This is a genomic window from Mucilaginibacter lappiensis, assembly GCF_900155965.1.
In the GTDB taxonomy this organism is placed as follows: domain Bacteria; phylum Bacteroidota; class Bacteroidia; order Sphingobacteriales; family Sphingobacteriaceae; genus Mucilaginibacter; species Mucilaginibacter lappiensis.
Window position 1 is genome coordinate 118703 of the sequence record NZ_FTMG01000004.1, and the last position, 13187, is coordinate 131889.

Here is a 13187-nt window from a genome sequence, read left to right on the forward strand (position 1 = left end):
TTAAGTTTTAGATTGATTGATAATTAATTTTTAATAAACGTTACGATTAAGCTTGTTGCTGGATCTGAGAGAAACGCAGGATGATAAATTCAGCAGGGCGTACCGGAGCCATACCTATTTCAATGATCATTTTTCCATTCAGGATATCATCAAACGTCATAGTTTGCCCCAGACCTACTTTTACATAAAAAGCTTGCTCGGGTTTCGGTCCTGCCAAAGCCCCCTGACGCCATAGATTAGTAAGGTAGTTTTCGATCATGGCACGTACCCGTACCCAGGTATTACCATCATTGGGTTCAAATACAAATTGCATAGCTGCTTTTTTAACAGATTCTTCAACCATGATGTAAAAGCGGCGCACAGATATGTATCTGAAATCGTTGCTGTTACCATCCAGTGTTCGTGCCCCCCAAACCAGGATACCTTTACCGGTAAAAGCACGTACGGCATTAACTGATTTACCAGAGTCTGTATCAATATTCAGGTCTTCCTGAGTATTATCGTCGATGTTTACCAATGGTTCTACTATAGTATTAACACTTACATTGGCAGGTGCTTTCCAAACGCCTCTTGTACCATCAACCGATGCGTAAATACCAGCCAGGGCGCCACTTGGAGGTACTACAATGCCTTGATTTGCAATAGCTACTGTAATGTTGCTGTATATGGAACTTGAATCATTCAATTGAATTTCGAGATTTTGCAAACGAAGGTTCACTTCATTGATGAATGCCATCACAGAATTCACAACACCTGAATACAAATTATTAACCCTTGATCTAATGTATTTTACTGCAGTGGCAGCGTCGGCAGGTGCTGGTGTGCCGTATATGGTTGGATCTGCCACTACACCTGCTGCATTTGGGAATGCCGGTGTGAAATTCGCTGCGATTGCTGCTCCTACCGCCCCACCCGGAAAACTTTCATCCAAAAGGAGAAGTTCACGAATCAGTTGATCCATTGGTGAAATATCAGTTGCGTCGGCCCCTGCTCTGATGTAGCTGCTGTGAATATCTTTTGTTGTGCGGCCACCGTAGATGTGACTTGGGTCAGAATCAGTCAATGTGCTGTTTAAAGCTACAAAACCTAATATCATATCCTTGATATAAGATAATCGTAAGGTCATTTCAGGCTTATCGCTGGTTGAAGGTATCAATCCGTAAGCATCAGTTATTGCCCCGGTGTAAGGTGCCACATTGAACGGAGCTCCAAAACCAGGAGTATTAACAAAAGTGTTGATATGCGTATTCAGGTCAGTTACTGCTCTGTCAATTTGTGTTACAAAAACATTATTAGTTACAATATCTTTTGTAGGCACATTGGTACCGGCTGGTTTTTGTACCTGGATATTTCGATAAGAAAAAGAGTATGACAAACTTGAACGTAACCACGGGTAATAAGCGGCGCCATAATTCAGGTTGGCCGAACCTATACCGTTTCTGAAAACGGTGATGACATCTGCATTGTCATAAGATCTTTCCTGATCGCCATTAAGTATATCCAGTATCGTAAACCTGTCCTGCAGATCGGCACATGCTTTTAACGATGTTGTAGCCAGATTATTAAAATCATTGACACCAAACAAAATAGCGTCAGGAATAACTATCAGCGTTGGCTCATCCTCTTTACGCAAAACTTCAAAAGCTCTGATCTTGCCGGCGTCAATAAAGTCAGTTATAAGAACGGAGCCGTCATTTTTGTAAGTGCCTACAGAAATAATATAGCAGTTAATTCCGCCATTACTGTAAAACATTCTTACCGCGTTATACAACTGGTATCGTGGCGATATACTTACCGTATCTACGCTATTATCTGCATTAAGCGCAACATTAGCGGTTAGATTAGGAAAGTCGGCCCCAAAATACTGTACATATTGAACAAGCGAAGAGATACGTATGGCCTGATTAACCACACTCTTTCCATTTCTTGTTGCAACTTGCGAGTATCCGATAAATATCGGAACCGCAGTGGCCACCTGAGCGATAGATGGCGGAAAGGATGGAATTTCATTCACATAAACCCCTGGAGTTTTAATTGTGCTTTCGTTTATTTGTGACATATTTATCGGTTTTTAAAAGTTTAAAAAAATCTCTGAACATGGATAAGTATCGGTGCCCTTTGTAATTGTGACGAGCCTCTGAGGATCTGCACAAGCAATTGGAGAATAATCATGATTATTTAATGTTAATTTTAAATTCAATGCCTTATTGCTTAGGGGAATTGGTGTAAGTGAGGTTATTACACTTGCGGGATTAGCAAAGTGATATAAATTTGCGGTGTCATTAATATTTCCGGGTTGGTTACTTGCCAGAATATATTTCCAAATAGTTGCCCGACTTAAAAAGCAAATGTTATAATGAGGGGCTGGATTGAGAAGGGCGCCACTATCATCAAGTATGGCAGATGAAGCTGGTGCTGTATCATTAAAAATGTCAATTACGGCAAAGGTTTTACCATCAGTAAGTTCGTCATTAATGTAGATCCATTGTTGGGCTCCGTTAATTGTCAATGAGTATTTTCCTGGCTGTAAAAAACTCAGGTCAAGCGTAAATGAGGAAGCCGGGTTTGCAAAAGCTATCGTTTTTGAAAGTACAGATTGGGTATAAGCAGTTGTAATGCTATCATAACCTAATACAGATAGGTTGACCGATGGTTGTGGAGACCCTAATTGATATAATGATATGGAAGGCATCCATTGTAAAGCATCATTTTCCGAAAGATACTGATTGCTATCAACGGCCATCCAATGATCGGTATTTGTAAGATCAAAACTATTGCCGGGTTTACTGCTGCTAATAGCCCGGTATGTAGTGCCAGTACCATTTAATGCTAAATCACCTGGGGCATAGGTATTGGCGGCATTATAAGCCGATATTTTGCTGGATAGAAAAGTTTTTCCACTATTTATATTATTATTTCTATTGGTGAAATAGTAAATTTTGCCGGGCGCCGTTGATGATAAATTGGTATAGTTAAAAAATACAGGATTATTAAGTTGCATAAAGAAGGTAAACTGGGTACCTTCTTCAATCGCTATAAATGGTTTTGGTGGGTTTACTTTGCCATCACAGTTTGCTCCGGCAATTAGTTGGTTATAATACTGCCTGGTTATTATTTGATGGCCACTTAAAGTTTTTACGGTTTGGTTCGAAGCCGAAATATTAAAGTCGGGACATAGTTGATCCTTATAGTAACTATGCAATAGTTCAACCGTGAACAGGTTTCCAAAATTGATATCTATCATAACGTTTGCAGCGTTTTGTCGTTAACAATAATTTCGTGTAACAGTGGAGCATTGCCCTGTGCAAATTCTTCACTTATACTGATCATCCGCATTTTATACATTACAGATGGCAGGTATTTTGAACCCAGTATACCCCATAAATTGTTCATATCTTGGAACGATAATGTATTGAGATCCATGATCAGTTTTTCGACTCCGGCAGGTAAATCGGGTGAGCCGAGAGGTGTAAATACATTTTGGTATTGGAAAAACTGGATGATGTAAGAAAGCCGCTTTAATGACTCTGTATAAGATGACAGGTTAACTGCGAACAGTACATAAAGGTTAAGGTATATTTTAGGATTCTTGTAGGTGGTTTCACTTCCCTGCCGAATATAATTTTCGGGTGATTTACTAATCCTGTCCTCTTCAATATTTACCAGTGTGATGAACGCATTCGAAGGGCTGTTTGTTCCGTTAGATCCAGAGGTATCACTATCATTCCAGGCAATATTGGCTACCTGAATGAAAGAGTTACTATTGGCGGGATCCAATTTTAACCTAAGGTAGCTATCCAATTGCGTGTTCAAGAATGTTAAAACCTGATCTATCATGGCGTTATAAGGTTTGTCGGTTAAAAGTTCTGTTTTATAAAAAGGATGTATAAAACAGCAGGTTAATAATTTCAGGGAGAATTATTATGATATAAAGCTAGGTGCTTAATTATTAATTAACGCGCGTACTTTTACGAAAAATACCTTAAATGACTGCGTAGTTTTACGCGACTTTATTGTGTCGCTATGACAACTATTTATTCTGTTATTGAGGTAGTTAGCTAATATTTACATCCGTTGTGAAGGCATGAAAAAACTAGTTCACTTGGCATTATAAAAAATGATTGATAACAAAAAAGTCGGAAGATTTAATCTTCCGACCATTCGTGGCTGTAGGCCCCCTTTTTTGTTATCAGGTAAAGAGTATAATTAATACCCTGGGTTTTGATACATTTTAACCGGGTCTAATTTGGTTTCATTAAATGGTATAGGATAATACCTGTCTTTGGTTGTAAAATTTGAAAGTAGAGCAGAACCAAAATCAGCTTGCTTTTTGCTGTGGAAGTATACTACCAATTCATCGGTAGTAAAGCTCCGTAAAAGATCGAATAAACGATGGTGCTCAAAAGCCAGCTCAACACGACGCTCGTGTAATATAGCCAGTTTAAGTGTAGGATATTTGGAACTGTAGTTTTGATCCAGCGAAGAAACCTCATAGGTTGGCATTCCGGCTCTGTCTCTTACCATATCCAAATATTGGATAGCCACTGTAGTATTACCAAGATACATATTTACCTCGGCCAGCATCAGAATCACATCGGCATAACGCATCAGGATCCAGTCATTTCCGCCATAACCGTTTTTACCTGCACCTGAACTTACGTCCCTGAACTTGGTTACGAACCAGTCTTTAACTGTTGCATCGTTTGCAAATTTAATGGAGAAGGTTCCGCGTGCATCGCCGGTTTCATAGTCGTTCACCAAGTCGTGTGTTACATTATTACCCACGCCAGTTGATGATTTTTGAGAGTTGATAGTTTCACCCTTAGCCTGGTTATTAGCTGCTATACTTGAACTATAAATAGGATCGCCTTGTATATTTACAATTTGCCAGATCAATTCTGGACAAGTAGATTTTTTGGTTACATCAAATACATCGGTATATGGGATGTCCTTTAAGTTAGCAAAGGTTTTAGCGTTATATGCTGCAGTAAGATTAGTTAAGGCGTTATTTAAGTTAGCAGTTTTGTTGGCTGGATCCTGCGTGGTGGCCATAGTTAAATATACTTGCCCTAATAAGGTATTTACTGCTGCTAATGATATGCGACCAATGGTACCCGTAGCCTGAGTGGTTGGCAACGGACTGCTTAATGCATCTTTTAAGTCGGCTACTATTTGAGTGTATACTGCAGCCTGAGGTGTACGGAATGTATTTGCTGCAACATCTTCTTTAGTAATTAATTGCTTGGTAACCAGTGGTACATCGCCCCATTTTCTTACTAGGCTAAAATAGATATAGGCGCGGATGAATTCGGCCTCTGCTTTGTACTGTTGCTTGGTGGCGGGTTTTGCAAAGGTTACTTTATCTATATTGGATAATAATATATTACAGTTTGATATAACAGTATACATAGCTAACCAGTGTGTATACAAATAACTATTAGTAGGCGTTAATGAAAAGTTGTTGAAAGCAAAAGGTTCGCCGGCATTTGATTGATTGTCGTTGGTGCCGGTATCATCAGAACGCTGATCTGTCCAAAGGTCACTACCCTCACCTACTGTATTGCCACTTCTTAGTAATGCATAACAGCCATTCACAGCTAACAGTACATCGTTTTCTGTTTTGAAAGAGTTTGCAATTGTATTGGCATCAGGGTTAGTTTGCTGCAAAAAATCTTTTTTGCATGAGCCAAGGGACAATAGAGCCACCAGGCATAATAACTTAAAATTTATATTCTTCATTTGCTTAAGAATTATTGTAATTAAAAAGTGGCTTTAACACCCAGATTATATGAACGCACCAAAGGATAAACACCATAATCAATACCAGGTGAAAGGTTTGCACCTTGTGAGCCGCTATAAGTATAATTGTAGTTAACCTCGGGGTTATAGCCTTTGTATTTGGTAATGGTAAAGCCGTTATTTACCGCACCATATACTTTAAGCCCGCTTAAACCCAAATTACGGGTTATGTAATCTGATTTAATGGTATAGCCAATGGTTGTATTAGTATTTCTCAGGAACGAGCCGCTCTGTAAATAAAAAGTTGATAGCCTGGTGCTGTTACTTTGTGTACTACCGCGTGACGCACGGTAAACAGAACCATCGCCAGGATCTGCAGCATTACGGTAGCGGTTGGCTACGTCTTCATATTGGTTACCTGAACCTTCCATGTTGTACAGGTAATAATCCTGTCCGTCAAGCACCTGGTTGCCATATGAGCCGGCAAATGCCGAACTGAAGAAGAACCCTTTATATGTTACATTAATTGCAAAACCATAAGTAAACTTAGGATATGGGCTACCGATAATACCGGCATCTTTGCTATTAACAACGCCATCACCGTTAACGTCTTTAAAATAAAGATCACCTGCCTGTAACGGGGTGGTTGAAAATGTAGAAATAGGCGGCCCCTTAATTTTATAACCTGCCGGATAAGATTGTGTAGTTGGGTTATAGTTAGCTTTATCAGCGGCTATATTAGCAAGATCTGCCTGGGTAACTATACCACCCACTTTATAACCGTAAAACATACCTATCGGTTGTCCGGATTCTGTAATGCTGGTCAGATAAGAACGTTCGGCTCCAGCGCTGATGATTGTATTGTTACTGCTTAAGCCCAATACTTTATTACGGTTGATAGAAATATTACCACTTAGATTTAAAGTGAAATCTTTATGAGCTATTACTTTGCCGTCTATCTGAAAATCAAATCCTTTGTTGCTTACTTTTGCGCCATCTAAATTAGTTAGGATAGTTGAACTACCAGAAATTGCAGATATCGGCTGGTTAAATAACAGGTTATAAGAGTGACTTATATAATAGTTGGCGATCAAAAACAGGCGACCTTTAAGTAAACCAAGATCGGCACCAAAGTTATATTGTGAAGTGCTTTCCCAACCTAAGCTACCATCAGCAATAGGACCCGCAGTAAGTGCTGGAGATAATGCTCCTGTACCAAATACTACGCTTGAAGGAGTGTTATATACACGTTGTGTATTATAGTTACCAATGTTATTATTACCGCTCAAGCCCCAGCTTGCACGTAGTTTAACAGTTGACTGATCTCCCAGCCAACCATGGTAAAATGATTCGTCAGACAGATTCCAACCGGCAGACACCGAAGGGAAAGAAGCGTAACGGTTATTGGAACCAAAACGTGAAGAACCATCTGTACGGAATGAAGCGGATAGAAAATATTTACTGTCGTAATTATAGTTTACCCTTGCAAGATAAGACAAAAGCGTATAAGTTTGATCCTGAGTTGGTTGTACGCCCTCAGGAGCGCCACTGGTTATCAAGGTTATCTGGCTTGGGGCAGCACCTGTTATATTAGGTACATTATCATTCTGGAAACCTGTACCTTGTACTGTAAGTACATTATTTACAGTTTTTTGTGCTGTATAACCTACCAATCCGTCAAAGTGATTTTTACCTAATTGCTTAGTATAATTTAAGGTGAACTCACCTAATTGGTCACGATAATCAATGGTTTGCCTTACAGCTTTTGCTGCCTGAATGGATTGAGATGAACCCGGTGGGTTTGCACCATTACTTATATTGGTTGGCAAATAATAGTTGTAATTTTCGGCATAAGTTTGCATGCCCACGTTAGCGTTGAATGTCAATCCATCCAAAATGGTATAATTAGCATGCGCATTGTAAGTTGCACGATCACCAACCCGGTTTATTTTGATCAGCGTAGCTGTTGCAATTGGATTTTCGATAGATTGATAAGCATAGGCTGTTGATTGTGCTGCAGCTACGTTTGTTGCTATACTTCCATCTGGATTGTAAGCCGGGAAAAACGGCATATAGATTAATGCACCAAAGGCCGGGCTATGATCCCATCGGCCATCCTGGGTTTCCTGATTTGTAGTTTGTGTAAAGGATATGTTGGCCCCAACCTTAAGCCTTTTACCTATTTGACCATCCACATTGGCACGCAGGTTTATCTTTTTCTGCCCGGTACCCAGCATAATACCAGGTTGATCCTGGTAACCCGTACTAAAATAATAGCTGGTACCATTGGAGTTACCGGTAAATGATAGGTTGTGGTTTTGTGTTAAAGCGTTACGATACAATTCGTTCTGCCAGTCGGTATTAACCGTTTGGTGAATAAGTGATTGCGTTTGAAAGTTGTATAAGTAAGGGGGAACACTCACCGAACCGGCATTACCCACATTGGCAATACGCGTTGCATTATTATCTGAGTACATGGCATCGTTCCAGGTATGACCGGTGGTAATCCAAAGATCATGGTATGAATTATTACGACCATCGATAACTAATTGCGCAAATTGGTCAGAGTTTAGCAGGTCAACTTTTTTGGCCAGTTGATTAATTCCAGCCTGGTAATCATATTCAAATTTGCCCTTGCTATTTGCTTTTGAACCATGTTTAGTAGTGATCAGTACCACACCACCAGCTGCTCTTGAACCATAAATGGCTGCTGATGCAGCATCCTTTAATATATCTATGGATTCAATATCATCCGGATTGATAAATAGATCGTTACCGGCTGCGTAACCGTCAATCACATACAGCGGATCAGAGCTGGCATTGATAGATCCAACACCGCGCACACTAATTTTGGTGCTTTGATAAGGAGCTCCTGTTACCTGCGATACTTGTACACCGGCAACCTTACCCACAAGCGCCTGACCTACTGTTGGAGCGGTTAAGTTCAATTCTTCTGATTTAACGCTGGCAATAGCACCTGTAAAATCGCTTTTACGTACAGTTTGATATCCGATAGCCACAACCTCGTTCAGGATGTTTGTTGATGGTAATAGTTTAACAGTTATTTCAGTATGTTCGCCTACAACTATCTCCTGATTCGTATAGCCTACAAATGCAAAAACCAATGTTGTTCCTGGTTCTGCAGTAACAGAAAACTTACCGTTGATATCTGTAGCCGTTCCTTTATGTGATTTTTTTTCATAAACGCTTACACCAGGTAAGGGTAAGCCTTTTTCATCAACTACGGTACCCGATATTTTTACAGGTGTCTCAGTAAACCTGTTACTGATTATTCTTCCTTGGCTGTAGTTTGCATGTACGGGTTGTAAAAATGCAAACACTATAATTAAAACAGCGTTTATCTTTATAAGATTTCCTTTTAAAAGATTGCGTGTAATCTTTTTATACATATATTTAAATATTGATTGTTAATGGTAACTCATGAAAGCATTGCAACCGCTTTTCCAGTTATTTGACAATTAATTACAGACCGGTGGGATATGAGGTATTCTCCGGTTCGTCTTCGTCGATTTCATTTTTTTTAATAGAACAGTTTTTACATAGGCGATTTTTTAAGTATTATTAATAAATCGATTTACTAAACTAAAATATTTATTATTTCATAATAGAATAATAATATAATTGAAAATATGATAATAAAAAGCCAAATCTAGTGCTATAACCTTAAGTCAATGATGCCTGTAGGTTAAGTTTATATTAACTATACAAAGTTTATGAACAATGTACCAATACATTGAGAAGACTGAATAGGCAGATATGAAAATCTACCAGGATGTATTTGTAAAGGTTACATTGTTTTTTCGGGAAGAGGATACTGCGATGCCTTTACCAGCATCTCCTAAGAATGAAAAACCTTCCAACTCATCTTGTTTTCCATCAATATTTATTTCTCTGATTACTTGTTGCGTACCTGTTTCAATTGATTTTTTAAGATCTATATAAGTAAAACGCCACATCCTACCCTCCTTTTGATTTTGAATAAGGACTAACGTGTTTTTTGAGGCAATCCAATGTAAGTTTTGAACCCAGGCGGTACAAGTGAATTTTTTATATAATACGCCCTTTTCGCTCGTTTTAGAAGCTGCTCTTAGCACTTCCGGATCGTATAACCTAATTTCGTTGCCATTATTGCCATAATCCGCAGTGGCTACATACCACTTATTATTGTATTTTACATATTCAGGTCTTGTGCCCTGGATACAGGCATCATCATCAATTGTATTCATCAGATTACCATCAAGTGTACCGGTTTTCAATAACCCTTTCCAGTTAATGCAATAAATTACGGCCCTCCATTTGGTGCCCTCTTTATTTAAACGGATAGAATTTCCCATAAAAGTGGGCCCGGTTCCATTATAGGCTATACCCGTAGGATGGTTGATCACATCCTGTCCATCTTGGGTCAATTTGTATTCTTTGTTGATATAGGTAAGACTATCCCCTACCAGTTTAAATTCCCGTATGATGCCTACCTCACGATCGCCATATAAAAATATCCGTCCATTTTGATAAGAAATGCCCTGGCAGGCCCCCAATGAATCGATAGTTATAGTACGGGCGATGGTCATGTCAACCGTTTTATTTAAGAATGCAAAAAATCCCAGGCATAGTATAGTTATTGAAGTAAAAAATAATTTCTTCATGATCATCTTTTTATGTGTTCGAAAAATAGTATCTCTGATAAAGTGACCTGCTATGGATCAAGCGGTTCATCATTATCAATTCGTAAAGATTCAATAGTTGGATAAAATTCCTGTTCGGTATCTGATAAGCGTTTACCCAGCTTATAAGGCACATAGCCCAGCTCCTTTTCACAGCGGGCGGCCATGTTTGATATAAAATAGCTTTGTGATTTATCCGTTGAAGTAATATATGGCTTGCTGAATGGCATTCCATAACGGAATATAATACGTGCACAATTACGCATATTGGTAGTGGTATGCCGTGCATGCGGATCAACCAGTATGACGTTTTCAGGTACATGCAATTTTTCTATCATATATTTTTTCATTTCATCCGCCTCACAGTATTTTGTTTTATACGGATGAACCTTGCCGCCCGATGTCATGATAAAAGGCGCCAATCCTTCAAAATAGCGTAATGCTGCAACCCGGCATCGCAACATTCCTTCGGCACTTAAAGCTACCCCCTCAACATCCGGACCTGCTCCTGGTATCAGAATCAGGGTGTATTTATATTTGGCCCAATTGATCGTTTTTACACGGTTATAAGCATTCTTATTAATTCCCGAGATCATCGGTTCATCATTGGCCGCGTCATCTCTTTCGTTTATTTCCAGACAATGTAATGCGTAATTCATGGATGGTACAAAAAAAAGCTTTTCATTTTTGCTTTCATCCCATATGGTTGCCGAGGCATCATAAACCAGGTTAAGGTACGATCGGTTTTTTACATTAAAGCTGATAGAATCAATAGCCGGGTAATTGGGTTTACGGCCTTCGGCATATACTTCAATGGCATAGTTAACCGCTTTAGCATCTTGTTCCCATGCATTAACAAGTATTTGAACCGGCGACAAGCTATTGAATTGCTGGTAAGTACCAGAAGGTATTACATGTTGTTTTACCAGATTGTCCAGAACATTACCTGTTTTATACAAATTGGTCAGTCGGTCACTAACGGTTTTGATCTCATCATCACTAAACTTCAGGGTTTGTGTAAAGCACAATGGATCTTTACAAGTGGTTAGTGACGATTTAATATTGTCCAGCCGGGTTTGAGTTAATTTAACCAGTTCAGGATCGTTGCTTAATAGTTGTTTTACCGCGGCATTATTTTGAAATAAAGTGAGCAGATAATAATTCTTGGTCTGTATAAAATTGCTGCCTACCAGTTTGTAGTTTTGGTCTGCTGTTTGGCCGTAAGTGTAAAAAGCGGTAAAGCTTAATATCAATAAAAGCAGTATAGAGTAAAGCTCTCTTTTCATGGTGTGAAATAACCCCCTTTATATTAATCCATAATTAAGTAAAAGTAAACATAGTGTTTGATGGCTTTTGGCTATGACTTTGTTACAAATGGCGCCCTCAGGAAAATGATAAAATAAAGTTCGATGAAACATCGCTTTGATAATCAACCTGTTGGGTATTCTTCGCTCTGCTCTAAGATGGTTAACACATTATATGATGTTTTTGTATTTAACTACTTGATTTTAAGTAGTATAAATCAATGTTAACCATGAATTGTGTAAACCATGTAAACCCACTTTTTAACAAAATAGCCCTGCCTGTAAAGTTAAAATATCTCAAATAAATAATGATATCTTTTGCTACTGACAAACAGCTGTCATTCCCAATCATTAGTTTTAATTTTAGAATCTATCAGGAATCATGATGAAGAATAACCACATGGCTACACAACGAATTTATAACCAACAAATTTATAACCCTCAATTTAGTGCACCTGAAGACGTTGTTAAGCACATGGTGGCTATGCAGGCCCAGGATTATGCAGGAGCCAAATGGGCGATAGCTTTGCGGACGCATAACGTCAGCGAGGATGCTATAGAACAAGCTATAACGAATGGTAAAATATTACGTACCCATTTGTTACGACCTACATGGCATTTTATTTCGCCACAGGATATACGATGGATACTTGCGCTCACAGCGCCACGCATTAATGCTATTAATGCAGCCATGAACAAAAAATTTGAACTCACCGACCATGTTTTTGCTAAAAGTAATGCAGTATTGGTAAAAGCTTTAGCCGGAAATAAACAACTTACCCGTTTGGAATTGGTGAATGTATTTGAGCAGGCAGGGATAGCTAGTGATGAACTTAGATTTACCTTATTATTAATGAAAGCAGAGTTAGACCAGGTAATATGTAGTGGCGGAAGAGTTGGCAAACAATTTACGTATGCCTTGCTTGATGACCGGGCACCCATAACGCCGGTTTTAACCCAGGAAGAAGCGCTTGCCAAACTGGCTCTTGGCTATTTTAATAGTCGTGGGCCTGCTACTTTACATGATTTTGCAAACTGGTCGGGTTTAACCGTGACTGATGCTGGCATAGGACTTGAACAAGTCAAATCACAACTGATTAGTCACGTAATTGAGGGGCGTACTTATTGGATGCCAAATAGCATGGCAGATACGCTATCTCAAAAAACAAAAGCCTATTTATTGCCGGCATTTGATGAGTTTGCTATCGCCTATAAAGATCGTGATGCTTTAATTAATCCCCAATATCTTAAACAGGCGCGACATGTGATTTTTGATCCGGCAATAGTGGTCGATAATCAGGTAGTAGGTACCTGGAAACGAACAATCAAAACTAAATCAGTTGATGTCCATTTAAATCTGTTCGGCCCATTAAATAAAACACAGGAAAAAGCTGTGGAAGCAGCAGTTTCCCAATACAGAAAATTTCTTTTTCTTAAGTGAGAGCATATGGCTGGGAAAATT

8 protein-coding genes are annotated in these 13187 nt (G+C 39.0%); 1 reads left to right on the forward strand and 7 read right to left on the reverse strand.

Annotated features, from left to right (window positions below; genetic code table 11):
• Positions 1–46: 46 nt before the first annotated feature.
• The 7 genes from BW976_RS29780 to BW976_RS10115 form a co-directional block, all read right to left on the reverse strand.
• The gene (locus BW976_RS29780) at positions 47–2059 is read right to left on the reverse strand and encodes a phage tail sheath C-terminal domain-containing protein (RefSeq protein WP_076373031.1); all 2013 of its coding nucleotides are present in this window, start codon (positions 2057–2059) and stop codon (positions 47–49) included.
• Between the two features lie 12 nt (positions 2060–2071).
• On the reverse strand, positions 2072–3244 hold the full coding sequence (locus BW976_RS10090; RefSeq protein ID WP_076373033.1) for a hypothetical protein: 1173 nt from the start codon (positions 3242–3244) through the stop codon (positions 2072–2074).
• Positions 3241–3837 carry a Pvc16 family protein gene (locus tag BW976_RS10095; protein ID WP_076373035.1) on the reverse strand — a complete coding sequence of 199 codons (597 nt, stop codon included), beginning with the start codon at positions 3835–3837 and terminating at the stop codon, positions 3241–3243. The genes BW976_RS10090 and BW976_RS10095 overlap by 4 nt, the downstream gene beginning before the upstream one ends.
• A 369-nt stretch (positions 3838–4206) precedes the next feature.
• On the reverse strand, positions 4207–5739 hold the full coding sequence (locus BW976_RS10100) for a RagB/SusD family nutrient uptake outer membrane protein (RefSeq protein ID WP_076373037.1): 1533 nt from the start codon (positions 5737–5739) through the stop codon (positions 4207–4209).
• Positions 5740–5759: 20 nt separating this feature from the next.
• Complete coding sequence (locus BW976_RS10105) at positions 5760–9149, reverse strand: SusC/RagA family TonB-linked outer membrane protein (RefSeq protein WP_076373039.1); 3390 nt, start codon at positions 9147–9149, stop codon at positions 5760–5762.
• A gap of 375 nt (positions 9150–9524) precedes the next feature.
• Positions 9525–10403 (reverse strand): hypothetical protein, encoded by an 879-nt coding sequence (locus tag BW976_RS10110; protein ID WP_076373365.1) that lies wholly within the window; start codon positions 10401–10403, stop codon positions 9525–9527.
• A gap of 50 nt (positions 10404–10453) precedes the next feature.
• Complete coding sequence (locus BW976_RS10115) at positions 10454–11707, reverse strand: ElyC/SanA/YdcF family protein (protein ID WP_076373041.1); 1254 nt, start codon at positions 11705–11707, stop codon at positions 10454–10456.
• Between the two features lie 400 nt (positions 11708–12107).
• Here BW976_RS10115 and BW976_RS10120 point away from each other — a divergent pair, with 400 nt between their 5' ends.
• Positions 12108–13166 carry a winged helix DNA-binding domain-containing protein gene (locus BW976_RS10120; RefSeq protein ID WP_084192150.1) on the forward strand — a complete coding sequence of 353 codons (1059 nt, stop codon included), beginning with the start codon at positions 12108–12110 and terminating at the stop codon, positions 13164–13166.
• Positions 13167–13187: the final 21 nt, after the last annotated feature.

Bases quoted from the DNA above. Each gene is read 5' to 3' on its own strand.
- BW976_RS29780 (WP_076373031.1), bottom strand. From the start codon at position 2,059: ATGTCACAAATAAACGAAAGCACAATTAAAACTCCAGGGGTTTATGTG.
- BW976_RS10090 (WP_076373033.1), bottom strand. From the start codon at position 3,244: ATGATAGATATCAATTTTGGAAACCTGTTCACGGTTGAACTATTGCAT.
- BW976_RS10095 (WP_076373035.1), bottom strand. From the start codon at position 3,837: ATGATAGATCAGGTTTTAACATTCTTGAACACGCAATTGGATAGCTAC.
- BW976_RS10100 (WP_076373037.1), bottom strand. From the start codon at position 5,739: ATGAAGAATATAAATTTTAAGTTATTATGCCTGGTGGCTCTATTGTCC.
- BW976_RS10105 (WP_076373039.1), bottom strand. From the start codon at position 9,149: ATGTATAAAAAGATTACACGCAATCTTTTAAAAGGAAATCTTATAAAG.
- BW976_RS10110 (WP_076373365.1), bottom strand. From the start codon at position 10,403: ATGAAGAAATTATTTTTTACTTCAATAACTATACTATGCCTGGGATTT.
- BW976_RS10115 (WP_076373041.1), bottom strand. From the start codon at position 11,707: ATGAAAAGAGAGCTTTACTCTATACTGCTTTTATTGATATTAAGCTTT.
- BW976_RS10120 (WP_084192150.1), top strand. From the start codon at position 12,108: ATGATGAAGAATAACCACATGGCTACACAACGAATTTATAACCAACAA.